24 protein-coding genes are annotated in these 23,383 nt (G+C 70.9%); 14 read left to right on the top strand and 10 right to left on the bottom strand.

The window, feature by feature from the left end:
* Positions 1 to 22: 22 nt before the first annotated feature.
* Positions 23 to 787 (bottom strand): VOC family protein, encoded by a 765-nt coding sequence (locus ACQEV2_RS04510; protein WP_433036748.1) that lies wholly within the window; start codon positions 785 to 787, stop codon positions 23 to 25.
* Positions 788 to 956: 169 nt separating this feature from the next.
* On the opposite strand from ACQEV2_RS04510, the gene ACQEV2_RS04505 reads away from it, so the two are divergent.
* The gene (locus ACQEV2_RS04505; RefSeq protein WP_433036746.1) at positions 957 to 1,871 is read left to right on the top strand and encodes an N-acetyltransferase; all 915 of its coding nucleotides are present in this window, start codon (positions 957 to 959) and stop codon (positions 1,869 to 1,871) included.
* Position 1,872: 1 nt separating this feature from the next.
* Here the strand turns inward: ACQEV2_RS04505 and ACQEV2_RS04500 are convergent, their stop codons facing one another.
* Positions 1,873 to 2,265: a VOC family protein gene (locus ACQEV2_RS04500; RefSeq protein ID WP_433036744.1), complete on the bottom strand. Its 393-nt coding sequence runs from the start codon at positions 2,263 to 2,265 to the stop codon at positions 1,873 to 1,875.
* Positions 2,266 to 2,348: 83 nt separating this feature from the next.
* Here ACQEV2_RS04500 and ACQEV2_RS04495 point away from each other — a divergent pair, with 83 nt between their 5' ends.
* Positions 2,349 to 2,900 (top strand): GNAT family N-acetyltransferase, encoded by a 552-nt coding sequence (locus ACQEV2_RS04495; RefSeq protein ID WP_433036742.1) that lies wholly within the window; start codon positions 2,349 to 2,351, stop codon positions 2,898 to 2,900.
* A gap of 132 nt (positions 2,901 to 3,032) precedes the next feature.
* Here ACQEV2_RS04495 and ACQEV2_RS04490 read toward each other — a convergent pair whose 3' ends face one another.
* Positions 3,033 to 3,716: a glycerophosphodiester phosphodiesterase gene (locus ACQEV2_RS04490; RefSeq protein ID WP_433036740.1), complete on the bottom strand. Its 684-nt coding sequence runs from the start codon at positions 3,714 to 3,716 to the stop codon at positions 3,033 to 3,035.
* A gap of 399 nt (positions 3,717 to 4,115) precedes the next feature.
* Here ACQEV2_RS04490 and ACQEV2_RS04485 point away from each other — a divergent pair, with 399 nt between their 5' ends.
* The 3 genes from ACQEV2_RS04485 to ACQEV2_RS04475 are packed head-to-tail and all read left to right on the top strand — an operon-like array spanning position 4,116 to position 7,377.
* Entirely contained in the window at positions 4,116 to 5,513 is a 1,398-nt protein-coding gene (locus ACQEV2_RS04485; RefSeq protein ID WP_433036738.1) for a DUF6421 family protein, read from the top strand.
* Positions 5,514 to 5,563: 50 nt separating this feature from the next.
* Complete coding sequence (locus tag ACQEV2_RS04480; protein WP_433036736.1) at positions 5,564 to 6,310, top strand: SDR family NAD(P)-dependent oxidoreductase; 747 nt, start codon at positions 5,564 to 5,566, stop codon at positions 6,308 to 6,310.
* A complete protein-coding gene (locus tag ACQEV2_RS04475) occupies positions 6,307 to 7,377 on the top strand; it encodes a threonine aldolase family protein (protein ID WP_433036734.1) in 1,071 nt (356 codons plus the stop codon). Before ACQEV2_RS04480 ends, ACQEV2_RS04475 begins: the two co-directional genes overlap by 4 nt.
* On the opposite strand, the gene ACQEV2_RS04470 is transcribed toward ACQEV2_RS04475, so the two are convergent.
* Positions 7,374 to 8,741, bottom strand: coding sequence for a hypothetical protein (locus ACQEV2_RS04470; protein WP_433036732.1), 1,368 nt, complete (start codon positions 8,739 to 8,741; stop codon positions 7,374 to 7,376). The two genes, ACQEV2_RS04475 and ACQEV2_RS04470, sit on opposite strands and share 4 nt — an antisense overlap.
* A 189-nt stretch (positions 8,742 to 8,930) precedes the next feature.
* On the opposite strand from ACQEV2_RS04470, the gene ACQEV2_RS04465 reads away from it, so the two are divergent.
* Entirely contained in the window at positions 8,931 to 9,503 is a 573-nt protein-coding gene (locus ACQEV2_RS04465) for a transglutaminase domain-containing protein (RefSeq protein ID WP_433036730.1), read from the top strand.
* Between the two features lie 8 nt (positions 9,504 to 9,511).
* Entirely contained in the window at positions 9,512 to 10,207 is a 696-nt protein-coding gene (locus ACQEV2_RS04460; RefSeq protein ID WP_433036728.1) for a B3/B4 domain-containing protein, read from the top strand.
* Here ACQEV2_RS04460 and ACQEV2_RS04455 read toward each other — a convergent pair.
* The gene (locus ACQEV2_RS04455) at positions 10,182 to 11,117 is read right to left on the bottom strand and encodes a LysR family transcriptional regulator (protein WP_433036726.1); all 936 of its coding nucleotides are present in this window, start codon (positions 11,115 to 11,117) and stop codon (positions 10,182 to 10,184) included. The two genes, ACQEV2_RS04460 and ACQEV2_RS04455, sit on opposite strands and share 26 nt — an antisense overlap.
* A 169-nt stretch (positions 11,118 to 11,286) precedes the next feature.
* Between ACQEV2_RS04455 and ACQEV2_RS04450 the strand changes: the two genes are divergently transcribed.
* Positions 11,287 to 12,177 (top strand): SDR family oxidoreductase, encoded by an 891-nt coding sequence (locus ACQEV2_RS04450; protein ID WP_433036724.1) that lies wholly within the window; start codon positions 11,287 to 11,289, stop codon positions 12,175 to 12,177.
* Positions 12,178 to 12,223: 46 nt separating this feature from the next.
* On the opposite strand, the gene ACQEV2_RS04445 is transcribed toward ACQEV2_RS04450, so the two are convergent.
* Both ACQEV2_RS04445 and ACQEV2_RS04440 read right to left on the bottom strand, forming a co-directional pair.
* Positions 12,224 to 12,952, bottom strand: a complete 729-nt coding sequence (locus ACQEV2_RS04445; RefSeq protein ID WP_433036722.1) for a lysophospholipid acyltransferase family protein — start codon at positions 12,950 to 12,952, stop codon at positions 12,224 to 12,226.
* 188 nt (positions 12,953 to 13,140) lie between these two features.
* The gene (locus ACQEV2_RS04440) at positions 13,141 to 13,557 is read right to left on the bottom strand and encodes a DUF4395 domain-containing protein (protein WP_433036720.1); all 417 of its coding nucleotides are present in this window, start codon (positions 13,555 to 13,557) and stop codon (positions 13,141 to 13,143) included.
* Between the two features lie 76 nt (positions 13,558 to 13,633).
* On the opposite strand from ACQEV2_RS04440, the gene ACQEV2_RS04435 reads away from it, so the two are divergent.
* The 4 genes from ACQEV2_RS04435 (at position 13,634) to ACQEV2_RS04420 (ending at position 16,835) form a co-directional block, all read left to right on the top strand.
* Positions 13,634 to 14,047, top strand: a complete 414-nt coding sequence (locus ACQEV2_RS04435) for a TlpA family protein disulfide reductase (RefSeq protein WP_433054193.1) — start codon at positions 13,634 to 13,636, stop codon at positions 14,045 to 14,047.
* A 208-nt stretch (positions 14,048 to 14,255) separates the two neighbouring features.
* The gene (locus ACQEV2_RS04430; protein WP_433036718.1) at positions 14,256 to 14,765 is read left to right on the top strand and encodes a flavin reductase family protein; all 510 of its coding nucleotides are present in this window, start codon (positions 14,256 to 14,258) and stop codon (positions 14,763 to 14,765) included.
* 242 nt (positions 14,766 to 15,007) lie between these two features.
* On the top strand, positions 15,008 to 15,796 hold the full coding sequence (locus ACQEV2_RS04425) for an electron transfer flavoprotein subunit beta/FixA family protein (protein ID WP_433036716.1): 789 nt from the start codon (positions 15,008 to 15,010) through the stop codon (positions 15,794 to 15,796).
* Between the two features lie 76 nt (positions 15,797 to 15,872).
* The gene (locus tag ACQEV2_RS04420; RefSeq protein WP_433036714.1) at positions 15,873 to 16,835 is read left to right on the top strand and encodes an electron transfer flavoprotein subunit alpha/FixB family protein; all 963 of its coding nucleotides are present in this window, start codon (positions 15,873 to 15,875) and stop codon (positions 16,833 to 16,835) included.
* A 58-nt stretch (positions 16,836 to 16,893) separates the two neighbouring features.
* On the opposite strand, the gene ACQEV2_RS04415 is transcribed toward ACQEV2_RS04420, so the two are convergent.
* Complete coding sequence (locus ACQEV2_RS04415) at positions 16,894 to 17,802, bottom strand: endonuclease/exonuclease/phosphatase family protein (protein WP_433036712.1); 909 nt, start codon at positions 17,800 to 17,802, stop codon at positions 16,894 to 16,896.
* Between the two features lie 204 nt (positions 17,803 to 18,006).
* Between ACQEV2_RS04415 and ACQEV2_RS04410 the strand changes: the two genes are divergently transcribed.
* Both ACQEV2_RS04410 and ACQEV2_RS04405 read left to right on the top strand, forming a co-directional pair.
* Positions 18,007 to 19,311 carry a DUF6986 family protein gene (locus ACQEV2_RS04410; protein ID WP_433036710.1) on the top strand — a complete coding sequence of 435 codons (1,305 nt, stop codon included), beginning with the start codon at positions 18,007 to 18,009 and terminating at the stop codon, positions 19,309 to 19,311.
* Between the two features lie 115 nt (positions 19,312 to 19,426).
* Positions 19,427 to 21,517 carry a protein kinase domain-containing protein gene (locus ACQEV2_RS04405; protein WP_433036708.1) on the top strand — a complete coding sequence of 697 codons (2,091 nt, stop codon included), beginning with the start codon at positions 19,427 to 19,429 and terminating at the stop codon, positions 21,515 to 21,517.
* On the opposite strand, the gene ACQEV2_RS04400 is transcribed toward ACQEV2_RS04405, so the two are convergent.
* Complete coding sequence (locus tag ACQEV2_RS04400) at positions 21,463 to 22,257, bottom strand: hypothetical protein (RefSeq protein WP_433036706.1); 795 nt, start codon at positions 22,255 to 22,257, stop codon at positions 21,463 to 21,465. The genes ACQEV2_RS04405 and ACQEV2_RS04400 overlap by 55 nt on opposite strands.
* A gap of 7 nt (positions 22,258 to 22,264) precedes the next feature.
* Positions 22,265 to 23,359, bottom strand: coding sequence for a LacI family DNA-binding transcriptional regulator (locus tag ACQEV2_RS04395; RefSeq protein WP_433036704.1), 1,095 nt, complete (start codon positions 23,357 to 23,359; stop codon positions 22,265 to 22,267).
* Between the last annotated feature and the right edge of the window lie 24 nt (positions 23,360 to 23,383).

Raw genomic sequence — 23,383 nt, 5'->3', positions numbered from 1 at the left:
GGCAGGGAGTCCAGGAACAGCCTCAGTCCTCGTCGGCCGCGCGGTAGACGCCGAACACCGCCCCCTGCGGGTCCCGCAGGACGGCGATGCGCGGACCGTCGGGGACGGAGGTGGGCTCCATCAGGATGGTGCCGCCGCCCTCCGCCGCGTCCGCCGCCGTCATGTCCACGTCCAGCACGGCGAAGTACGGCAGCCAGTGCGCCGGCACCTCGTGGGGGAACTTGTCGTCCATCGTCACCATGCCGCCGAAGTCGGCGCCGTCGATGCCCCACTGCGTGTAGTGCTCCGAGGCGTTGACGCTCCAGCCGAACAGCGTCGTGTAGAACTCCACGGCCCGCTCGGGCGCCCGGGTCATGAGCTCCACCCAGCCCAGCGAGCCGGGCGCGTTGAACAGCCCGGCGCCCGGGAACGTCCGCGCCTGCCAGAGCTGGAAGGCCGCGCCCGTGGGGTCCACGGCCACCGCGAAGCGGCCCACGTCGAACACGTCCATCGGACCCACCAGCACCGTGCCGCCGGCCTCGGTCACCTGCGCTGCGGCGGCGTCCGCGTCCGGCACCGCGAACGAGACGTTCCAGGCCACTGGCTGCCCCTCCTGGTACAGCGGCGTCAGCGCGGCCACCGGCGCGTCCCGCAGGTGCGCGATCGTGTAGCCGCCGGCCTCCTGACGCGGGTCGGTCTCGGCGCGCCAGCCGAACAACCCCTCGTAGAACCGCTTGGCCGCGGCCAGGTCGCTGGTCCCGAGCTCGGTCCAGCAGGGCCCACCGGTCACCGGCTTGTCGAGCTTCATGGCGCTCCTTCCGCACGGAAAGCCCCCTCCAGCACGCTAAGCCCCGCCCCGGGCCCCGGCCATCCGGCGAAACCCACTGGAGCCCGGCGCCGCCACCGCCGTACCCTCTACCCCGTACCGCACCGCGTGGCGGCCTCCCGGCACCGTTTCTCCGACCCGGAGGTCCCGCATGCCCGCGCTCGAAGTGCGCCCTTTCCGCCGCGCCGACCGCGACCAGCTCACCGAACTGATCAACATGCACGTCGCCGCCGTCGTCCCCGGCGTCTCCGTCTCCGTCAACACGGTGCTCAGCGATCTGGAGCGGCAGCCGGACGAGTTCATCACCGACCCGTGGGTGAGCGAGCGCGTGACCCTCGTCGCCGAGCAGCGCGACTACGTCGTGGCCGCCGCCCATCTGCTGCGTTATCGGGCGGACGACGAGGTCGGCCCGCACTACCGGGACATCGGCGAGATCGACTGGTTCGTGTGCCATCCGCCGGCCTCGTTCTGGCCGGACTCCGACGAGGCAGCGGACCTGCTGATGAGCGCCTGCCTGGCCCAGCTGGCCCGCTGGAACGTCCGCGCCCGGTACGCGAGCGGCGACATCCCCGCCCCGGCCGTCTACGGCCTGCCCCGCACCTGGCCGCACATCCGCGCCCTGTACGAACGCTCCGGCTTCCGGCACGTCGGCGACACCGAGGTGATCCTCATCGCGCGCGTGGCCGACCTGCCGCCCCACGACCCGCGACCCGGCGTCACCGTCGACCGCGCGCTGGGGGAGTGCGGCACGCGTCTCACGGCGAACGCCGACGGGCGCGCCCTCGGCTTCATCGAGGTCGACACGGCCCTGTCCCGCCCCGAACGCCACACCCGGGGCGCCGGCCTCGCCGACATCGGCAACCTGCACATCGACCCGTCGGCGTACGGCACGGGGCTCGAGCACTGGCTGCTGGGACAGGCCGCCGACTGGCTGCGCCTGTGCGGCGTCGACCGCCTCCTCGCCTATGAGCCGGCCACCGACCGCACGATGATCGGCCACCTGACCTCGGCCGGCTTCCGGGAACTGACCCGCACCGACCGCGGCTGGGAACACCGCCCGGGGTGACTCAGATCCCCGGCCGGTACCGCAGCGGGTGATCCTCCGGGACCTCCACCAGCACGATCCGCGTCCCGTCCGGATCCGCGATCCACATCTCGATCAGCCCCCACGGCTCCTTCACCGGCGGCCGCGCGATCTCGACGCCCTTGTCCCGCAGCTCGTCGTGCGCCGCCGCCACGTCCTCGACCTGCAGCCACAGCCGGACGGCAGGGGACGGCGGGGTCTCGGAACGGCCGGAGACCTCCAGGAACCCGCCGCCGAGGAAGTACACGGTGCCGCGCTCCGGGCCCGTTCCGAACTCGCGGTAGACGGCCAGGCCCAGTTGTTCGCCGTAGAAGACGCGGGAGCGCTCGGGGTCGGTGGGTTGGAGGAGGGTCCGTCCGCTCAGTACGTGCACCATGCGGCCGGAGCCTAGTGGCGGGTTACGCTCATCGGTGCCCGAGCCGCGCCCGCGAACGCGCCCGAGAAGTGGAGAACCACACCATGGACACCGCCGCGACCACCGCCGCCACCGCACTCACCTTCCGCGACGCCACCGTCGCGGACGTGGACACGCTGGTCGCGCTGATCGAGTCCGCCTACCGCGGCGACTCCAGCCGGGCCGGGTGGACGACGGAGGCGGACATCCTCGAAGGGCAGCGGACCGACCCGGAAGGCGTGCTGGACGTCATCAAGTCGGCCGACAGCCGCCTGCTGACGGTCGAGCGGGACGGCCAGGTCGTCGCCTGCTGCCAGCTCGAACACCGCGGCGACCACGCCTACTTCGGGATGTTCGCGGTGAGCCCCGCACTCCAGGGCTCCGGCCTCGGCAAGGTGATCATCGCGGAGGCAGAGCGGCAGGCCCGCGAGACATGGGGCGCCACCGAGATGCGCATGACCGTGATCTCCGTACGGAACGACCTCATCGCCTGGTACGAGCGGCGCGGCTACCGCCGTACGGGAAAGATGACCCCGTTCCCGTACGGCGACGAGCGCTTCGGCATCCCACAGCGCGACGACCTGCAGTTCGAGCTGCTGGTCAAGGAGCTCGCGTAGTCATTTGCGGCTGGGCAGCGCCCCAAGGGGCGCGGGGCTGCGTTGAACATGCGGCTCCGCCGCGCGGGCGCGACCAGCCACAACGGAGCCGCAGACGATCGACGGCCTACGCGGCACAACCCAGCGGAGCGCCTACGCCGTGAAGCGGCCGGTGCGTTTGATCTCCGGGTAGTCGGTGGTCGCGCCGTCCAGGCCCAGGGCCCGGGCCAGCCGCAGGTGGTCCTGCGTGTTGACCACCCAGCCGATGATCCTCAGGTCCGCCTTGCGGGCGTGCTCCACGACCTCCAGCGTGAGCCGGCGGATGTTCAGGCAGACGGTCGCCGCGCCGGCCTCGACGGCGCGGTCCACGATGTCGGTGCCGTAGCGGCTGGCGATCAGCGCCGTCCGTACGCCCGGCACCAAGCGGGCGATCTCGGCGACGGCGTCGTCGTGGAACGAGGACACCTCGACCCGGGAGACCAGGTCCCGGTCGTGGATCACCTCGGCGAGCGCCCGTGCCGCCGCGACGTCCTTGATCTCGGCCTGGAGCGGCGACCGCACGGCGTCCAGGACCTCCTCGAAGACCGGGACGCGCTCGCCGCGGCCCGCGTCCAGGGCGCGCAGCTCGGCGAGCGTCTTGTCGGCGATCGGGCCGGTGCCGTCGGTGGTGCGGTCCACGTCGGTGTCGTGCATGACGACGAGGGCGCCGTCCTTGCTCAGATGGAGATCGAGTTCGATGACGTCGAGGCCGGCCTGCTGGGCCGCGACGAAGGAACGGAGGGTGTTCTCGGGTTCGACACCCATGACTCCGCGGTGACCGATGGTAAGGAAGTTCAAGATTCAACTCGCTTCCGTCGACGGCGGCTCGGCTCACGCGCAAACCGGAGCGGACTGTTCGCGCGGCAGCCGCAGCCTAGTGGCCTGGGGGCGTGATGAACCCCACGTGTGCAGCCGGGTTTGGGGCTGTGGACATGCCGTGTCTGGTTCCCATGCCCCTGGGTCGTCACCCTGGCGTGGGCGAGTCCCGCGGGGATTGACCGGCCGCCGCGGACCGCCTTGGCCGGTTCTCGCGTATGCCCACGCAGAGCCGGAGTATGCGCTGCCCCGGCATCCGACAGGAAAAAGTTCGGTGACAAAGGGGGGTGGGCAGGATAATTTCCCGATGATCCTCTTGCTGGAAGAAACCTCGTATGTATACGGTCTCCTGACGCGAGGTTCTCCCGTGGAGGATGAGACATGACGGAAATTCTTGTGCAGGCGGCTATGGAGGAGCAGATTCCTCCCGCGACCAGGGTGGTCGAGCACCCGGCGTGGCCGGTGCTCAAGGATGCCGTGGAGCAGATCCGGCCATGGCAGTCCAAGGACGGATCGATCGACTTCGAGGCCGAGGGCGCGCCGAAGCCCGCCGACGCCGAGGCCGCCGTACGGCGTGTCGCCGATGCCGTCGAGGAGCTGTCCCCGCTGCTCCCGCACGACGCCGACTACCACGCGGCCCTGGTGAAGGACCTGACCCGCTGGGCCGAGAGCGGCTTCGAGGTGCCGGACTTCCTGGACTCCCTGCTGGCCTTCCAGCCCGCCGCGAACCGCGCTGACGGCCTCCAGCACCTGGTCGTCTTCCCGATGTACACGCAGAACGGCAACCCCGACCGCAACCTCGAGGCGGTCGTGCTGCGTATGGTCTGGCCGGACTGGCTGGCCGAGCTGGAGCGCACCCGCTACGACAACCCGCTGTTCTGCGGCATCAAGTTCGAGGACTTCACGGCCGGGTACGACACCAACTCCGCCGTCCTCTTCCCGGAGACCATCGCCGTGCGCGAGGCCCCGGAGCGCTTCAGCTGGGGCGGCATCTTCTGCGACCGCGAGGCCGCCCGGTTCCGCCGGGTCACCGACGCCGCCGTCGACATCCTCGGCCTCGACCTGCCCGAGGACATCGCCGCGATGGTCCACGACCAGAAGCGCTGCGAGGAGGCGTTCGTGCTGTGGGACATGGTCCACGACCGCACCCACAGCCACGGCGACCTGCCGTTCGACCCGTTCATGATCAAGCAGCGCCAGCCGTTCTGGATGTACGGCCTGGAGGAGCTGCGCTGTGACCTCACCGCCTTCAAGGAGGCCGTGAAGCTCCAGGAGGACGGCGTCCCGCAGGCCCGTGACGTGCAGTACGCGGTGCTGTTCGACCGCATGTTCCGCTTCCCGGTCACCGGCGAGCGCGTGCGCAACTACGACGGCCTCGGCGGCCAGCTGCTCTTCGCCTACCTGCACAAGCACGACGTCATCCGCTGGACCGACAACAAGCTGTTCATCGACTGGCAGCGCGCCCCGCAGGTCACCAACCAGCTGTGCGCCGAGATCGAGAAGCTGTACCGCGACGGCATCGACCGCCCCAAGCTCGTCCACTGGTTCGCCGGCTACGAGCTCGTCTCCACCTACCTCGCCCCGCACCCGGGATCCAAGTGGGCCAAGGGCCCCGACGCCCTCGACCTGTCGCAGCCGCCCCGGAAACTCGTCGATGACGTGCTTCCGGACGAGTTTCCGCTGAGCATGTTCTATGAGGCCCTCTCCAAGAAGCTGAAGAACGTGATCGCCTCCACGAAGGGCATCACGGCGGAGAGCGCCGAGCGAGTCGCCGCGTGAGCGACGGCAAGCACGGGGAAAACGCACACGCTGCTCAGGAGGCGAAGAACATGGCGAACGGGGCTCTCAGCGGTGCGGTGATCGCGGTGGCCGGTGCGGGCGGACCCGCCGGGCGGGCGGCACTGCTGCGACTGGCCGAGGCGGGCGCGACGGTCGCCGCCGCGGACAACGATCCCGAGCGGCTGGCGGAGGCCGTGGACGCGGCACGCTACGCGTCGGGCGGCGCGACCGTCACCGGCGAACCGGTCGACCTGCTGGACCTGCAGTCCACCCGCGACTGGGCCGCTCACATCGAGAAGGACTTCGGCCGCATCGACGGCCTGGTCCACCTGGTCGGCGGCTGGCGCGGCAGCGAGACCTTCATCAAGACCAGCCTCGACGACTGGGACTTCCTGGAGCTGCTGCTCATCCGCACCGTGCAGCACACCTCGCTGGCCTTCTACGAGGCCCTGCAGCGCAGCGAGCGCGGCCGGTATGTGCTGATCAGCGCCGCCGGCGCCACCAAGCCGACCGCGGGCAACGCCTCGTACGCCGCCGCCAAGGCCGCCGCCGAGGCCTGGACGCTCGCGCTGGCCGACGCCTTCCGCAAGGCCGGGGGCCCCGAGGGCCCGACGTCCGCGGCTGCCATCCTGGTGGTGAAGGCGCTGGTGCACGACGCGATGCGCGCCGAGCGACCCAACGCGAAGTTCGCGGGCTTCACGGACGTCAAGGACCTGGCCGAGGCCATCGTCGATGTCTGGGACAAGCCCGCCGCCGAAGTGAACGGAAACCGTCTGTGGCTGACCGAGAAGCCGTGAACCCTCCGAAGACCGACGCCCGGCGCCACCACGACCCGGACGTCCGCGGCTTCGCCAGTGACAACTACGCCGGCGCCCACCCGGAGGTGCTCGCCGCCCTGGCCCTGGCCAACGGCGGGCACCAGGTCGCCTACGGCGAGGACGTCTACACCGAGAACCTCCAGCGGATCATCCGCAGCCACTTCGGCGCCACGGCGGAGGCGTTCCCCGTCTTCAACGGCACCGGCGCGAACGTCGTCGCGCTCCAGGCGGTCACCGACCGCTGGGGCGCGGTGATCTGCGCCGAGAGCGCGCATATCAACGTGGACGAGGGCGGCGCGCCCGAGCGTATGGGCGGCCTGAAGCTGCTCGCGGTGCCCACCCCCGACGGCAAGCTCACTCCCGAGCTGATCGACAAGCAGGCCTGGGGCTGGGAGGACGAGCACCGCGCGATGCCGCAGGTCGTCTCGATCACCCAGAGCACCGAACTCGGCACCCTCTACACGCCCGACGAGATCCGCGCGATCTGCGAGCACGCCCACGCGCACGGCATGAAGGTGCACCTGGACGGCTCCCGGATAGCCAACGCGGCCGCCTCCCTGGACGTCCCGATGCGGACGTTCACCGACGCGGTCGGCGTCGACATCCTCTCCCTCGGCGGCACCAAGAACGGCGCCCTGTTCGGCGAGGCCGTCGTCGTCCTCAACCAGGACGCCGTCAGCCACATGAAGCACCTGCGCAAGCTGTCCATGCAGCTCGCCTCCAAGATGCGTTTCGTGTCGGTGCAGTTGGAGGCCCTGCTCGCCAAGGACCTGTGGCTGCGCAACGCCCGCCACGCGAACGAGATGGCCCAGCGCCTCGCCGAGGGCGTCCGTGCCGTCCACGGCGTGGAGATCCTCTACCCGGTGCAGGCCAACGGCGTCTTCGCCAAGCTCCCGCACGACGTGAGCGAGCGCCTGCAGAAGCGGTTCCGGTTCTACTTCTGGGACGAGGCGGCGGGCGTCGTGCGCTGGATGTGCGCGTTCGACACGACCGAGGAGGACGTGGACGCGTTCGTGGCGGCGCTGAAGGAGGAGATGGCGCGCTAGCCGTTCACGACGATCTCCGTCCTGTTGTTGCGCAGGTTCGGGTCGAACCTGCTGATGGGCAACTCGGGGTCGTCATTGAGGGTCTCGACGGTGGTGCGAGCTCCCCGCACCACCCTGTCGATCCGCAGCTGCACGTCCATCGTGTACGACGCCTTGTCGTGCAGGTAGATCGGCGTCCTGCAGAGGTAGGTCGTCCCGGACGGCCCTTCCTCGGGCTCCGACAGGGGCCCGCACTCCTCCGGCAGGCCGACGACCGTGGTCCCCTCCGGCGCCTGGAACCGGACTGTGGCCACGGCCGCGCCGGCGCCGAGTGACGCCACCCAGGCCGGGCCACGGTTGTGGACCGTGACCGGGGCGGTCACGGTGTCCCCGGCCGCCCCGCGCACCTTGCTGCCGATGAGCTTCAGATCGGCGGTGTTCCTGGCGTCCAGGACGACGGCCCGGTAGTTGTCCGACAGATCGAGGTCCTCATCCTCAGCGGCGGCCCGCTGTGCGGACACGGGGCGCAGGTTCAACTCGGCGCCCGTTCCTGGCGTCCACGCCCCGTCGCCGCGGGCCTCCTCCAGAGCTTCGTCCGAATACGGCAGGACGGAGTGGTCGAACCGCTCGTACAGCGCCTTCCGCCCCACGCGGAGCGCGGTCACCAACGCGTACTGCTCGCCCGGAGCGACAGCCTCGTCCAGCACGCACAGCGCGGACATGCCGGTGGCGTGCTCCTGGTACTCGCAGTTGGAGTGCCGCTCCGTGAACCGCAGCCCGTACGACGCGTTCAGCCACAGCAGCGTACGATCCACGGCGCGGTTGCCGTTGTTGGCGACGGTTGCCCGCACTTCGTGGACGGTGCCGGGCGTGAGCCCTCGCTGCCACGGGGCTTGGCTCAGCCCGAGATCCGGCCCGTCGGCCACGGTGATCCGGGTCTCCGCCCCGGCCGCCGACAGCTCCCCGGCGGATGCCGAGTAGCGCACGGACCCGGACGCGCTGAGGTCGGCGTCCGGGAGCGCGCGCAGTCCGATCCGGGCGGCCGGCACGCCCTCCGTCCCGGCCGGCATCGCCGGGAAGTCGCACACCGCCCTGACCGCCGACTCGGGCGTGCAGTGGGCGGGCCACGACACCTGCGCGAAGGAGGCGAGCTCGCTCGCGTCCACGGTCAGTCGACCGGCCGACACGCTGTTGTCGAGGTTGTCGTGGGTGATCCGCACTTCGAGTGTGCGCTCCCGCGCGCTGCCGTCCGTGTCCGCCCCCGGCAGCACCGTCTCGGACGGCACGCTGATCCACAGCTGGTCGGACACGGCGTGCGCGGGCCCGATCCCGACCGCGGCCAGGGCGCAGCCGACCAGCGCGGCTCCGAGCAGGCGATGCTTCATGAGTTCCCCCTTCTCGATGATCCGGTCCGTGGCCGAGACCCGCGGCAGGCGAGAGAGGTTGTAGCCGGGCATCTGGTTGCGGCGATGTTCAGCCGTTCTGATCGGCGCGACCAGGGTAGCCTGCATAGGTATGCGGTGAACAGTAAATCAATTGACTCGTGCCTGGATTCGCGCCTACGCTCTGCGGGCATGCAGATGATCCAGGAAACCCCCGGCCTGTCCGCTTACTTGGCGGCTGACGACGTGATCGACCATCACCATCCGCTCGTCCGCGTGACGGCCGCCAGGCTCGCCGAAGAGGTGGCGGACTCGTATGACTATGCGCAGGCGGCGTTCGAGTTCGTGCGAGACACCATTCCGCACTCTCAGGACTCCGGGGACCTCCGCGTCACCTGGCGCGCCTCCGACGTCCTGGAGCAGGGAACCGGCATCTGCTACGCCAAGGCCCACGCACTCGCCGCTCTGCTGCGGGCCGAGGACATCCCCACGGCGCTGTGCTACCAGAAGTTCGACGTCGTGCACGGACTGGTCGCCGTACGGTTCAACGGGGCCTGGCACCGCCAGGATCCACGCGGCAACAAACCGGGCGTCGACGCCCAGTTCTCCCTGGACGGCGAACGCCTGGCCTTCGTACCCGACCCCGAGTCCAACGAGCTGGACTACCCAGTCCTGTACGCTGAACCGCACCCGGCCGTACTGAGCGCCCTCCAGGCCGCACCGGACCGGCCGTACCTCTGGAAGACCCTCCCCACCGCACTCTGAGGCAGGCGATGACCCTCTCCCTGACCGTGTCCGACGAGGTGCGCGCCCTCGCGCCCGGCTTCACGCACGTCGCCGTCGAGGCGCACGGGCTGGTCAACGGACCGAGCACGGACGCCAGTTCCGCGCTCCTCGACGACGCGGCCCGTCGGCTCGCCGTACGCCTGGACGGGCGCGCCCCGCACGAGGACCCGCACATGGCGGCCTGGCGGGAGGTCTACACGGCGTTCGGCTCCAAGCCCTCACGCACCCGCAACTCGGCGGAGGCGCTGGCCAAGCGGGCTCTGTCGGAGGCCGGGCTGCCGCGCATCAACGTCCTCGTCGACGTCTACAACGCCATCAGCGTCGCCCACCTCATCCCCGTCGGCGGCGAGGACATCGACCGCATCCAGGGCGGGATGCGGCTGGTGCGCGCCACCGGGGACGAGGACTTCGTGACCGTGGCCGGTGGCGAGGAGGTCGTGGAGCACCCCGACGCCGGCGAGGTGGTCTGGCGCGACGACGCGGGCGTGACCTGCCGCCGCTGGAACTGGCGCCAGGGGCCGCGCACCCGGCTCACCGAGGAGACCACGTCCGGCGTCTTCCTGCTGGAGAGCATGGCCCCGATGCCGGTCGCCGAGGTCGAGGCCGCGGCGGCCGAACTCGCCGAGCTGCTCGAGAAGTTCAGCCCCGGGGCGCGGATCACGGTACGTCCTGCTGCGTCGTGACGGCTGCCGTGTGGTCCGGGCGTCCGAGCGTGTCCCGGGCGCACTTGCGGAAGTCCGCCACCAGCCTGCCGCGGTCGCCGGCGCGTGTCGCCAGGACGACGCGGCTCGGGTCGACGCCCTCCAGCGGGATCGTGGTCAGGTCGGGGCGGAGGGTGTGCACGCGCGGGGTTGCCGGGACGATCGCCACGGCCTGACCGTCGGCGATCAGCTCGTACTTGTCCTCCATGGCGTCCACCAGCGGACCGTCCGGAGCAGGGCGCCCATCGGGCCGCGGATCGATGCGCCAGTAGGCGTTCCACACCGGGTTGTCCCGCACCCGCGGCATGGGCTCGTCGGCGATGTCGTCCAGGGTCACCGACTCCTTGCCGGCCAGCCGGTGGTCCAGCGGCACCATCAGCACCCGCGGCTCGTCGTGGAGGACCGTCACCTCCAGCCCGTCGGTCACCAGCGGCAGCCGCGTCACCACCGCGTCCACCCGGTGGTCGAGCAGGGCCGCATGCGTCTCGTCCCAGGGCAGGTGTACGGCGTGCACCTCGGCATCGGGACGGCGGCGGCGCAGCGCCCGTACGGCCGGGGTGACGATGAGGGTCGTGGTGTAGCCGACCGTGAACCTGCTGGGCCGGGCAGCGGCCCGGGTGCGTGCCGTGGCCTCGGCGGCCGACCGCAGCAGCGCCCGCGCGCGAGGCAGGAAGACCTCCCCGGCCTCGGTGAGCCGGGTGCCGCGCGGGGTGCGGTCGAGCAGGCGGGCGCCCAGTTCCTGCTCCAGCCGACGGATCTGCCGGCTCAGCGACGGCTGGGCGACGCGCAACGTCTCGGCGGCGCGGCCGAAGTGGCCGTGCTCGGCGACGACCGTGAAGTAGCGCACGAGGCGCAGATCGAGGTCCGGCGGAGGCTGCGGCGACTGGGGCATTTCTCCAACGTACGCCTCATCACCGGCCGTGGGCTGGGGTGATGCCTGAAACGTATGGCCCGCTGCGAAACGGGACTTGGACCTGGGGTGCCTTCTGCTCGCAGGGTGGAGTCACCGGCCCGGGATCGTCCGGGCCTTCTGACTTCCCTTGCTGAAGGAGTGCTCTCCTGTGCGTGTCTTCGTCACCGGCGCGACCGGGTTCATCGGGTCCGCCGTCGTCCGCGACCTGCTGGAAGCCGGGCATCAGGTCCTGGGTCTGGCTCGATCGGACCATTCCGCCGCGGCGCTGAAGGAGGCCGGGGTCGAGGTGCACCGAGGTGACCTCGACGACCTCGACGCCCTGCGAGAGGCGGCCGGCCAGGTGGACGGCGTCGCCCATCTGGCGTTCATCCACGACTTCTCGAACTACCCGGCCGCAGCACAGGCCGACCAGCGGGCCATCGAGGCGATGGGCGAGGCGCTCGCGGGCAGCGACCGCCCCTTCGTCGTCACCGCCGGCGCCATGGGCCTCGCGTCGGGCCGCCCCGCCACGGAGGAGGACGTGGTCGGTCCGGGGACGCACGCGGTGCCCCGCAAGTCGGAGCAGGCCGCTTTGGCGTTCACCGAGCGGGGCGTACGTGTCTCGGTGGTGCGGCTCCCGCCTTCGGTGCACGGCGAGGGCGACCACGGCTTCGTCCCGCACCTGATAGAGATCGCCCGTGAGAAGGGCGTCTCTGCTTATCCGGGCGACGGCTCCAACCGCTGGCCCGCCGTGCATCGGGTCGATGCCGCCCGCCTCTTCCGGTCGGCCCTGGAGAAGGCTCCCGCCGGCAGCAGGCTGCACGGCATCGACGAGGAGGGTGTCCCGGTGCGCGACATCGCCCAGGTCATCGGGCGTCACCTGAACCTGCCGGTGACCTCGATCCCTCGCGAGCAGGCGGCGGGCCACTTCGGCTGGCTCGGCACCTTCTTCACGGCGGACGCCCCGGCCTCCAGCGCGTTCACCCGCGAGCTGCTGGGCTGGCAGCCCGCGCAGCAGGGGCTCCTGGCGGACCTGGAAGCAGGCCACTACTTCAATTGACGTCGGCAGAAACGGCGTTCCGCCGAACGCCGACCGGTCTCCGCGCTCAGCGCGCGTCGGCCTCCCGGACCTGCTCCGGCGTCGGTGCCGTACCGCCCAGGTGGGCCGGCATCCACCAGGTGTCGTTGGCGTCCTTCGGGCGCACCGGGTAGGCGCGCTGGGCGGCCTCCAGGAGTTCCTGGACGCGCTCGCGCAGCTGCCGGGTGATCGCACCCGCGTACTTGTCCTTGGACGCCTCGATCGCCTCGCCGACCCGGATCGTGATCGGGATGTGGCTCCGCTTGAAGTTGCGCGGCTGGCCCTTGGTCCACAGCCGCTGCGTCCCCCACACGGCCATCGGGATCAGCGGCACACCGGCCTCCTGGGCCAGCCGCGCGGCACCCGACTTGAAGCTCTTCAGCGTGAACGACTGCGAGATAGTGGCCTCCGGGAAGACCCCGACGATCTCGCCGGACTTCAGCGAGTCCAGCGCGTGGGCGTACGCGGCCTCGCCCTGCTTGCGGTCCACAGGAATATGCTTCATGCCGCGCATCAGCGGACCGGAGATCTTGTGCCGGAAGACGGACTCCTTCGCCATGAAGCGAACGAGACGTTTCTGCGGGAGCGCCGCCAGCCCGTTGAAGACGAAGTCCAGATAGCTGATGTGGTTGCTCACCAGCACGGCGCCGCCCGAGCGCGGAATGTTCTCCGACCCCTTGCAGTCGATCTTGAGGTCCCACACCTTGAACAGGGTCTGGGCGAAACCGACGACGGGGCGGTAGACAAGCTCTGCCATGGACGGGGTGGACCCTTCCTTCTCTGCCTGGGAAGGAGGCTCCCAGTGGAAAAGTTACGCAGCCGTAGGTTTACGGCATGTCGCAGATCGTGCCCCAAGAACGCCCGAGGGCCAAGCCCAAGTGCCGGGGAATGGCGAGATCCTCGTCACGTCCCACCCGTGATCCACCTCGGATTTTGGCCGTGCCTTTACTCTGCGCGCACCGCCACCCGCCGCACGAGCAGGTACATCTCGCAGCCCAGGCAGTAACCGAAGACGGCGTTCAGAAAGGCTGCCGCGAGCGCGGCCCCGGTGGCGGCGAGACCCAGCCAGACCGGACCGAGCGTGTAGCCGACCAGTCCGATGCCGGCGAAGACCAGCCCCACCGCCTGCGCGAACCGCGGCGGTTCCGGCGCCTCGAACTCGGTCGGCGGCCCGATCCGTGGCCGTACGACCTTGCGGAACAGCCAGCCGTACGGCGAACGGCCCACCCCGCCCGCCGCGCCCAGGGCGAACGCCAGCGTCTGCCAGGCCAGCAGCCAGGCGCTCCCGGTGACCAGCACGGCCGCGAGCACCACGGTCGTCACGGCCGCCCCGAAGCGCGGCCCCCTCACATCGATGTCCATGAATCAAGCATTCCGCAACGGAAAGCCTTCCGGGGAGTCGGGAATCTTTGCAGTCTCGTGAATGCTTGAGCAGATGATGACCGGACTGGTGGTGTGCGTGGTGGTGGTCGCGGCGGCGAGCGCCTACGGAGTGCTGCAGCGACGGCGGAGCGGGAGAGTGCGGGTGCGCGGGCGCGACGACGGAAAGCGGCTCGGGGCGGCCGAGTTGGGCGAGGAGTTGGGCGAGCGTGCCACGCTCGTGCAGTTCTCCAGCGCCTTCTGCGCGCCCTGCCGGGCCACCCGGCGTGTGCTCGGCGAGGTGGCCGGCATGGTCCCGGGCGTGACCCACGTCGAGATCGACGCCGAGGACCATCTGGACCTCGTCCGCCGGCTCGACATCCTCAAGACGCCGACCGTGCTGGTCCTCGACGCCGAGGGCAACGTCGTACGGCGGGCCACCGGTCAGCCGCGCAAGGCGGACGTGATCGCCGCACTGGGGGAGGCCGTCTGAGGTGCTGTGACCAGAGGGTGAGTCATCTCCCACATGATGGGACCTACTTGACTGTGCGCACCACCTATCGTCAGCCTGACCGTATGCCTGAGGAACTCCTTCTCTTCGGACGGGCCCACGTCGACCTGGCCCGCACCGCGAGCGCGCGCTGTCCGGGCTGTTGAACAGCCCCCGGTCCGCACGCCTCCCCTCGCAGAAGGACAACTCCATGACGGCCACGTCCGGCCTCGACACCACCCAGCTCGCCTCTCCCGACCTGCTCCGCTCCCTCTTCCGGCGTCATGCCGCCGGAGTGGCCGTGATCACCGCCCGCGGGGAGACGGGCCCGGTCGGCTTCACCGCCACCTCCCTCACCTCCGTCTCCGCCGAGCCCCCGATGCTCTCCTTCGGCATCGGCACCGGTGCCTCCAGCTGGCCGGCGATAGCCGGGGCGGACCATGTCGGCGTCCACGTACTCGGCGAGCACCAACAGGAGCTGGCCACCACCTTCGCCCGCAGCGGGGCCGACCGCTTCGGCCCGCCCACCGCGTGGCGCGAGGGTCCCGAAGGCGTCCCCCTCCTCGACGACGTCCTGGCCTGGATGGTGTGCCGGATCGTGGCGCGCGTGCCCGCGGGCGATCACCGGATCGTGCTGGCCGAGGTCGTCCTCGGTGACCCCACCGGCCCCGGGCGTCCCCTCCTTTATCACCAGGGCCGGTTCAACGGCCTGCGTGACTGACCTCACCGTGCCGATGTGACCGATCAGCCGCTCCGCCGTTCTGCGAAGCCGTCGAATTCCGATTACGCTGCGTTGCACAGCTCACAGTTCAAAGCGCTTGCTTAGCGGGAACGAACTGGGTGTACTGACGAGTAATATTTCGCTCGGAGCGCGGGTCGCCCCGAGCGGGAACGGCCACTTGGGGCGCCTATGCTGCCTGCAAGTAGGCAGCAGAGAAATGTCGACGCAGTAGGAGAGCCGGCGTGAGCTTGAGGATCGTTGTCACTGTGAAGTACGTGCCCGACGCCACTGGCGACCGGCACTTCGCCGATGACCTGACCGTCGACCGGGACGACGTGGACGGTCTGCTCTCCGAGCTCGACGAGTACGCGGTCGAGCAGGCGCTGCAGATCTCCGAGAACTCCGACGACGACGTGGAGATCACCGTCCTGACGGTGGGCCCCGAGGACGCCAAGGACGCCCTGCGCAAGGCGCTGTCCATGGGCGCCGACAAGGCCATCCACGTCGAGGACGACGACCTGCACGGCACCGACGCCATCGGCACCTCCCTGGTGCTGGCCAAGGCGATCGAGAAGGCCGGCTACGACCTGGTCATCTCCGGCATGGCCTCCACCGACGGCACCATGGGCGTCGTACCGGCCCTGCTCGCCGAGCGTCTGGGCGTCCCGCAGGTCACCCTGCTGTCCGAGGTCTCCGTCGAGGACGGCACCGTCAAGGGCCGCCGGGACGGCGACGCCGCCTCCGAGCAGCTCGAGGCCGCCCTGCCGGCCGTCGTGTCGGTCACCGACCAGTCGGGCGAGGCGCGCTACCCGTCCTTCAAGGGCATCATGGCCGCCAAGAAGAAGCCGGTGGAGTCCTGGGACCTGTCCGACCTGGACATCGAGGCCGAGGAGGTCGGTCTCGAGGGTGCCTACACCGTCGTGGACGCCGCGGCCGAGCGCCCGGCCCGCACCGCCGGCACGATCGTCAAGGACGAGGGCGAGGGCGGCAAGCAGCTCGCTGAGTTCCTCGCGAGCCAGAAGTTCATCTAAGGGGCGCCGGCCCGCTTGAGGCTCACCACCCCTTCCGCCCCTTAAGACTTCGCAATTTCCGCAGGAGAGCATTCCCATGGCTGAAGTTCTCGTCTACGTCGACCACGTGGACGGTGCCGTCCGCAAGCCCACCCTGGAGCTGCTGACCCTGGCCCGCCGCGTCGGCGAGCCCGTGGCCGTCGCGCTGGGCAACGGCGCCGCCGGCACCGCCGCCACCCTCGCCGAGCACGGCGCGGTCAAGGTCCTCACCCACGAGGCGTCCGAGTACGCCGACTACCTGGTCGTGCCGAAGGTCGACGCGCTCCAGGCCGCGGTCGAGGCCGTCTCCCCGGCCGCCGTCCTCGTTCCTTCCTCCGCCGAGGGCAAGGAGATCGCCGCCCGTCTGGCGCTGCGCATCGGCTCCGGCATCATCACCGACGCCGTCGACCTGGAGGCCGGCGACGAGGGCCCGGTGGCCACCCAGTCGGTGTTCGCCGCGTCCTTCACCACCAAGTCCCGTGTCTCCAAGGGCACCCCGGTCATCACGGTCAAGCCGAACTCGGCCGCCGTGGAGGCCGCCCCGGCCGCCGGCGCGGTCGAGGCGCTGTCCGTCACCTTCTCCGCCCAGGCCACCGGCACCAAGGTCACCGGCCGCACGCCGCGTGAGTCGACGGGTCGTCCGGAGCTGACCGAGGCCGCGATCGTGGTCTCCGGTGGCCGTGGCGTCAACGGTGCGGAGAACTTCGCGATCATCGAGGCCCTCGCCGACTCCCTCGGTGCGGCCGTCGGTGCCTCGCGTGCCGCGGTGGACGCGGGCTGGTACCCGCACACCAACCAGGTCGGCCAGACCGGCAAGAGCGTGTCCCCGCAGCTGTACATCGCCTCCGGCATCTCCGGCGCGATCCAGCACCGCGCGGGCATGCAGACCTCGAAGACGATCGTGGCGATCAACAAGGACGCCGAGGCCCCGATCTTCGAGCTGGTCGACTTCGGCGTGGTCGGCGACCTCTTCGACGTCGTCCCGCAGCTCACCGAGGAGATCAAGACCCGCAAGGGCTGATCCCGGACAGGCGCATCGAGGCCCCCGTGACCGTACCGACGGTCACGGGGGCCTCGGCTCATCCCAGGCTCAGCGACGCCTGCACGGGCAGATGGTCGCTCGGGAACTGGCCGTCGTCGGAGAACGTGTTGATCGTCGCGCGGTGCGCGGTGACACCGGGCGTGGTCAGGACCCAGTCGATGCGGTCGCCGTTCGGCGTCAGTGGCTTGTAGCCGTGGAAGGTCGCGTACAGCGCGCTGCGCTCGCGTGCGGTGTCCCAGGTGTCGACGAGACCGGCGCCGAGCAGGGTGTCGTACACCGCGTTCTTGTGGGCGGCGACATTGAAGTCCCCGGTCACCACGACCGGCAGGGAGCGGTCGAACCCGGCGATCCGATCGGCGATCAGCAAGGCGCTGAGCTCGCGCGCGTACTGGCTCACATGGTCGAAGTGGGTGTTGATGACGTAGAACTCCCGTCCGCCGTCGGCCAGATCGCGGAAGCGGACCCAGGTGACCATACGGGGGAAGGCCGCGCCCCAGGTGTTGGAGCCGATCACGCCCGGGGTGCCGGAGAGCCAGAAGTGGTCGTACTCGGTCGGGCGCAGACGGCGCGAGTCGTAGAAGACCGCCATGGACTCGTCGCGGCTGCCGTGCAGTCGGCCGGTGCCCACCCAGTCGTAGCGCGGGCCGAGGTCGGAGTCGATGTCGAGCAGCTGCGCGAAGATGCCTTCCTGCGTTCCGATGACGTGCGGGGCCTCGCGGCGCAGCAGCTCGCGCATCACCGGTCTGCGCACGGTCCAGCTGTGGGGCTCCGTGGTACTCGCGAAGCGCAGGTTGAAGGACATCACCCGGAGGTGGCGGCGGGACGGACGCTCGCCCGCCGAGGCGGCGGACGTGGGCAGTGCTGTACTGGAGAGGGGCGCGGTGACCGCCGCGGCTAACGCGGCCTTCAGGCCCAGACGGCGCGTGACTCGGCTGTGGTGCGGCACTGAGGCTCCTTCGCTGGGAACTGCCGGACGAGTCGTGCGGGGCGTGCGTATGGAAGTGTGATACCGCGTCCTGAGATGGGCGTGAACATGGCGAGATGGGGGAGTGACTCCCCGTGGACACGGTGTTGACCAGGAGGAAGGTCCCCGGATAACTTCGTTCTACGGAATGTTGATTTCGTATAGCGGAAATCAGGAGGATGTGGGATGGGCCAGGGCCAGCAGGAGAAGGTGGCGACGAGCCTCGCGGGCGCCGTCAGCGAGGAGATCAGCGCCTCCCTCGCGCCGGTCGACGCCGAGCTGGAGCGTCGCTACCCCGGAGACCCCGGCACCCGCCAGCCCGTCCACACCGTCTACGTCCCCGGCGACGTCTTCGCCGCCGACACCATCCGCTCCTGGGGCGACCAGGCCCTCGCGCTCCTCGACGAACACGCCCCGGACGCCGCCTCCTTCGCCGCCGTTCTCGGCCTGTCCGACGAACTCGCCGAGCCCGTCCACGCGCGCGTGCGCGCCAAGCTGGAGCGCGAGCCCATCGAGGACCTGCGCGTCGACTTCGAGGACGGCTACGGCCCCCGCCCGGACGCCGAGGAGGACGAGGCGGCCGCCCGCGCGGCACGGCTGATCGCCGAGGCGTACGAGAACGGCACGGCGGCGCCGTACATGGGCATCCGCATGAAGTGCATGGAGGCGCCGGTACGCGACCGGGGCATCCGCACCCTCGACATCTTCCTCACCGGCCTGATGGAGGCCGGCGGACTGCCCGACGGGCTGGTGCTCACCCTTCCCAAGGTGACGTACCCCGAGCAGGTCACCGCCATGGTGCGGCTCCTCGAGGCCTTCGAGAAGGCGCGCGGGCTCGACCCCGGCCGGATCGGCTTCGAGATCCAGATCGAGACCAGTCAGTCCATCATCGCCACCGACGGCACCGCCACCGTCGCCCGCATGATCCAGGCCGCCGAGGGGCGTGCCACGGGCCTGCACTACGGCACCTTCGACTACAGCGCCTGCCTCGGCGTCTCCGCCGCCTACCAGGCCAGCGACCACCCGGCCGCCGACCACGCCAAGGCGATCATGCAGGTCGCGGCCGCGGGCACCGGCGTGCGCGTCTCGGACGGCTCGACGAACGTCCTGCCGGTCGGCCCGACCGAGAAGGTCCATGACGCCTGGCGACTGCACTACGGCCTCACCCGCCGCGCCCTGGCCCGCGCCTACTACCAGGGCTGGGACATGCACCCCGGTCACATCCCGACCCGTTACGCGGCCGTCTTCGCCTTCTACCGCGAGGGCTTCGAGCAGGCGGCCGCCCGCCTCGCCCGGTACGCGGGCCGGGTCGGCGGCGACGTCATGGATGAGCCCGCCACCGCCAAGGCCCTCAGCGGATATCTGCTGCGCGGACTGGACTGCGGCGCCCTCGACATCGCCGAGGTCGCCCGCCTGACCGGCCTGACCCGTGCCGACCTGGAGGGCTTCGCGGCGCCCCGACGCGGCGATCTGACGGTCTCGGCCAAGTAGCACCGACGGTCGCCACGTAGCGGGCCGGTCACAGACGCCACCACCGGCCCACCCTGTCACTGCTGCCCCGTAGTCTGTACGGCACGCATTGACGTGTCACAGGAACGGGGCAGCCGTGTCTTCGGGGGAGTACGGACAGACGGACGAGGCCGGCCGGCTGCTGGCCGGGCGCTATCGGGTCGTGGCCCAGCTCGGGCGCGGCGGCATGGGTGTCGTCTGGAGAGCTGTCGACGAGGTCCTCGGCCGTGAGGTCGCCGTCAAGGAACTGCGCACCTACAGCGACGCCGACGGGCCCGAACTCGCGGACCTGCGGCTGCGGATGCAGCGCGAGGCCCGCGCGGCGGCCAGGGTCCGGCACACCGGTGTGGTCGCGGTGCACGACGTCGCCGAGGTCGACGGACGCCCGCTGATCGTCATGGAGCTGGTCGACGGCCCTTCCCTGGAAGCAGTGCTGCGCGAGCGCGGCACTCTCGACCCGCGTGAGGCGGCCGGAATCGGCGCCAAGGTCATGGACGCGCTGGCCGCCGCCCACCGGGCCGGGGTCCTGCACCGTGACGTCAAGCCCGGCAACATCCTGCTGGAGACCTCCGGCCGCGTCGTGCTCACGGACTTCGGCATCGCGACGATGGACGACCCGGGCGACGGCTCGGCCACCCATCTGACCCGCACCGGCCATCTCGTCGGTTCCCTGGACTACTTGGCCCCCGAGCGCGCCCAGGGCGCTGATCCGGGCCCCTCCTCGGACGTCTGGGCCCTGGGCGCCACCCTGTACGCGGCGGTGGAGGGCTCCGCGCCCTTCCGCCGTACGTCGACCTTCTCCACGCTCACCGCGATCGTCTCCGAGCCCCTGCCGGAGCCTCGCAACGCCGGGCCGCTCGGCCCCGTCCTCCAGCGGCTCATGGACAAGAGACCCGAGTCCCGTCCCGAGGCCCAAGAGGCACGCGAACTCCTCCAGGCGGTAGCGGACTCGGACGGCTCGGACGTGCCGACGGCGGCGCTGCGGGGGCCGGAGGGCTCCGGGCCGGCGCGGGACGAGACGGAGCGCAGCGTCCCCTCGGTGCCGCCTCCGCCCGGCCCCCCGACGGCACCGAATGCCGGCGGACAGGGATTCGGGGCAGCCGGGCCCACGGAGCCCGTCGGGCAGGCGTACGGCGGCCAGGCACAGGCAGCGCCGCACGCTCAGGGCGGGGACACGCCGGGGCAGGGCGTGCCCGCGTCGGACCTGCCCGGAGCACCGCGCTTCGGGACAGCAGGGCAGGGTGCGAACGGCCCTGCGACTCCTGCGGGAAGCACGCCGGCGCAGGGTTTCGCCTCCGCCGGCCATCATCCCGGTCCGGCCGCACACGAACACGGCGCCCCGGGCCGGCCGGACGTGTCGACGTACGGCAGTGCGCCGGGGCCGCACGGCGGGCCCCCGCAGGGCTCCGGCAGCCCGCCCCCGCACGACCTGCGCGCCACCGGCCCGATGGCCACGTCCTCCGGCACCTCCTCCCGACGCAAGGGCCGCGCCCTGCTCGCTGCCGCGGCCGTGACCGTCGTCCTCGCGGCGAGCGGGGTCACCGTCGCCCTGCTGAACACCACCGACGACGCCAAGGGCGAGGCGCAGGACACCTCTTCCGTCACCTCCACGGTCACCTCCGCCCCGGCGACCGGCAGCCCCGACGCCGACCGCTCGGGAGGCGCCGGCCTGACCGAGAAGAGCGACGACGAGAAGTCCCCCGGCGCGACCAAGTCCCCGAGCCGCACGGCGGGAAGTAAACCCACGGACCGGCCCACCACCTCGTCCCCGACCAAGACCTCGGGCGGGGGCGGTACCAACGGGGGCGGCACGGGCGGCGGTTCCGGCGACGGCGGTACGACGGGCGGCGGAGGAACCACCGGCGGGGGCGGAACCACGGGCGGAGGCGGAAGCACCACACCCGGCGCGTCCTGCACCTCCATCGGCGGCGGCAAGTACAACTGCCAGGTCTGGAAGACCGCCAAGTCCTACACCGCCTCCGGCACCGAGGTCGGCGTCCTCAACGCGGGCACCAACTATTTCTACTGCCAGCAGAACCTGGGCCGCCGCGAGACATACGACGAGTGGACCAACGTCTGGTGGGCCAAGACGGACGACGACAGAGGCAACACGAACGTCTTCGTCAGCGACGTCTACATCGAGGGCGGCAACAACGACGAGCCCGTGCCCGGACTCCCGGTCTGCTGAACCTGTACGCATTTCTCCAGGCCGGAGGCCGTCACCAGCTTCTCCTCCGCCAGCAGCCGGGTGCCCCGCTCGCACAGCAGCGCGTCGGCACGCGCCCGCGCGACGAACTCCTCGGGTGTGACACCGAACAGCTCCCGTAAGCGGGCCGACGTCCCGAGGAGTTCGGTGAGCAGGGCCCGCTGACCCAGGTGGGTGCGCGGCCCGCCGTTCCCGTTGTGCAGCACCCCACGGCGGTTGACGTACGCGAATGCACCCGGAAGCGCCGTGCCGTCCGCCAGAACGACCTGGACTTCGGGCGCGGCCAGCCAGGCGCGGTGGTAGTTGCCGTTCGGCAGCGGCACCCCCTCGCTCGCGTCGATGACCGCCAACTGCTCGGCGTCGAGCCAGGTGAGGAACAACTCCCGTACGACCTCCGGTGCGCTGAAGGGAGAGGCCGACACGTAGCCCATACGGCTCACATGCGCGGAGACGCCGACCTCGACGCCCGTGACCCGCGCCTTCACCATCGGAATGGGAGCCGTGATCCTGAACTCGGCCATCTTGTACCGGAGTTGGCCCGGACAGGCGTTGGAGCCGAACGCGAGAACCGGCACTCGGTCGTCGTACACCAGCCGGTCGAGGGGCAGCAGTCGGTTCCCGTCGAGGAGGCCGGAGTCCTCGGGCCACGCGCCCGGGTAGAGCAGGGGATGCTCGCGCGGCGCCTCGGCCAGGCCTTGCGCCTCCAGTGTGCGGTCCGCCACGGGCCGCTCAGTCCGCCGGCGGCAGCTCGCCCGAGCCCCGGGTGATCAGCCGCGTCGGCAGTTCGATGCGCTCCGGGGTGACCAGGGTGCCGTCCAGCTGGCGGAACAGGCGTTCCGCGGCGGTGCGGCCGATCGCCGCCGCGTCCTGCGCGACGACGGTGACGCCGGGCTGCAGCAGGTCGGCGAGCTCGATGTCGTCGAAGCCGACGAGGGCGACGCGGCGCGTCTGCTCGGCGAGGACACGGATCACGGTGACCGTCACCCGGTTGTTGCCCGCGAAGATCGCGGTGACGGGGGAGGGGCCGGAGAGCATCTCCTCGGCCGCCCGGCGTACCCGCTCCGGGTCCGTGACGCCCAGGGACATCCAGGAGTCCTCCACCGGTATGCCCGCGTCCTCCATCGCGGCCCGGTAGCCGCGCAGCCGCTCGGCCGCCGTGTGGATGCGGGGCATGTCGCCGATGAAGCCGATCCGGCGGTGGCCGTGGGCGATGAGATGGGCGACGCCGTCCCGGGCGCCGCCGTAGTTGTCGGACAGGACGCAGTCGGCGTCGATCTTGCCCGCCGGACGGTCGACGAAGACGGTGGCGACGCCCGCCTTGAGCTCGGGCTCCAGGTACCGGTGGTCGTCACCGGCCGGAATGATCACCAGCCCGTCCACCCGCCGCGCGCACAACGCCAGCGCCAGTTCCTGCTCACGGTCCGGATCCTCGGCGCTGGAGCCGTTGATGAGCAGCGCGCCGTGCGCCCGGGCGACCTCCTCGACCGCCCGGCTCAGCGGGCCGTAGAACGGGTCCGCGAGATCCTCCAGGACCAGGCCGATGCTCGCCGTACGGCCCTTGCGCAGTACCCGCGCGCTGTCGTTGCGGCGAAAGCCCAGCGCGTCGATGGCCTCCTGGACGCGGCGCTCCGTCTCCGGGGTGACCCCCGGCTCCCCGTTGACCACGCGCGAGACGGTCTTCAGACCGACTCCGGCACGCGCCGCGACGTCCTTCATGGTCGGACGGTTGCCGTAGCGGTTCTCGTGAAGGCGGTCGGATCGGCGGATGGTCTCGGGCACGATGCGGTGTCCTGTCCTGTCGTCCACGGGGATGCGTCGGTCCATGGGTTTGTATGAGGATGTGGCGTC

Origin of the sequence: Streptomyces sp. CA-251387, assembly GCF_050936625.1 — a bacterium.
GTDB lineage: Bacteria > Actinomycetota > Actinomycetes > Streptomycetales > Streptomycetaceae > Streptomyces.
Note: the sequence above shows the minus strand (reverse complement) of the source record. Positions and strands in the feature narration are given on the sequence as shown.

Coding starts and splice junctions, on each gene's coding strand:
- ACQEV2_RS04510 (WP_433036748.1), bottom strand. CDS start 787: ATGAAGCTCGACAAGCCGGTGACCGGTGGGCCCTGCTGGACCGAGCTC.
- ACQEV2_RS04505 (WP_433036746.1), top strand. CDS start 957: ATGCCCGCGCTCGAAGTGCGCCCTTTCCGCCGCGCCGACCGCGACCAG.
- ACQEV2_RS04500 (WP_433036744.1), bottom strand. CDS start 2,265: ATGGTGCACGTACTGAGCGGACGGACCCTCCTCCAACCCACCGACCCC.
- ACQEV2_RS04495 (WP_433036742.1), top strand. CDS start 2,349: ATGGACACCGCCGCGACCACCGCCGCCACCGCACTCACCTTCCGCGAC.
- ACQEV2_RS04485 (WP_433036738.1), top strand. CDS start 4,116: ATGACGGAAATTCTTGTGCAGGCGGCTATGGAGGAGCAGATTCCTCCC.
- ACQEV2_RS04480 (WP_433036736.1), top strand. CDS start 5,564: ATGGCGAACGGGGCTCTCAGCGGTGCGGTGATCGCGGTGGCCGGTGCG.
- ACQEV2_RS04470 (WP_433036732.1), bottom strand. CDS start 8,741: ATGAAGCATCGCCTGCTCGGAGCCGCGCTGGTCGGCTGCGCCCTGGCC.
- ACQEV2_RS04465 (WP_433036730.1), top strand. CDS start 8,931: ATGCAGATGATCCAGGAAACCCCCGGCCTGTCCGCTTACTTGGCGGCT.
- ACQEV2_RS04460 (WP_433036728.1), top strand. CDS start 9,512: ATGACCCTCTCCCTGACCGTGTCCGACGAGGTGCGCGCCCTCGCGCCC.
- ACQEV2_RS04455 (WP_433036726.1), bottom strand. CDS start 11,117: ATGCCCCAGTCGCCGCAGCCTCCGCCGGACCTCGATCTGCGCCTCGTG.
- ACQEV2_RS04445 (WP_433036722.1), bottom strand. CDS start 12,952: ATGGCAGAGCTTGTCTACCGCCCCGTCGTCGGTTTCGCCCAGACCCTG.
- ACQEV2_RS04440 (WP_433036720.1), bottom strand. CDS start 13,557: ATGGACATCGATGTGAGGGGGCCGCGCTTCGGGGCGGCCGTGACGACC.
- ACQEV2_RS04435 (WP_433054193.1), top strand. CDS start 13,634: ATGACCGGACTGGTGGTGTGCGTGGTGGTGGTCGCGGCGGCGAGCGCC.
- ACQEV2_RS04430 (WP_433036718.1), top strand. CDS start 14,256: ATGACGGCCACGTCCGGCCTCGACACCACCCAGCTCGCCTCTCCCGAC.
- ACQEV2_RS04420 (WP_433036714.1), top strand. CDS start 15,873: ATGGCTGAAGTTCTCGTCTACGTCGACCACGTGGACGGTGCCGTCCGC.
- ACQEV2_RS04410 (WP_433036710.1), top strand. CDS start 18,007: ATGGGCCAGGGCCAGCAGGAGAAGGTGGCGACGAGCCTCGCGGGCGCC.
- ACQEV2_RS04395 (WP_433036704.1), bottom strand. CDS start 23,359: ATGGACCGACGCATCCCCGTGGACGACAGGACAGGACACCGCATCGTG.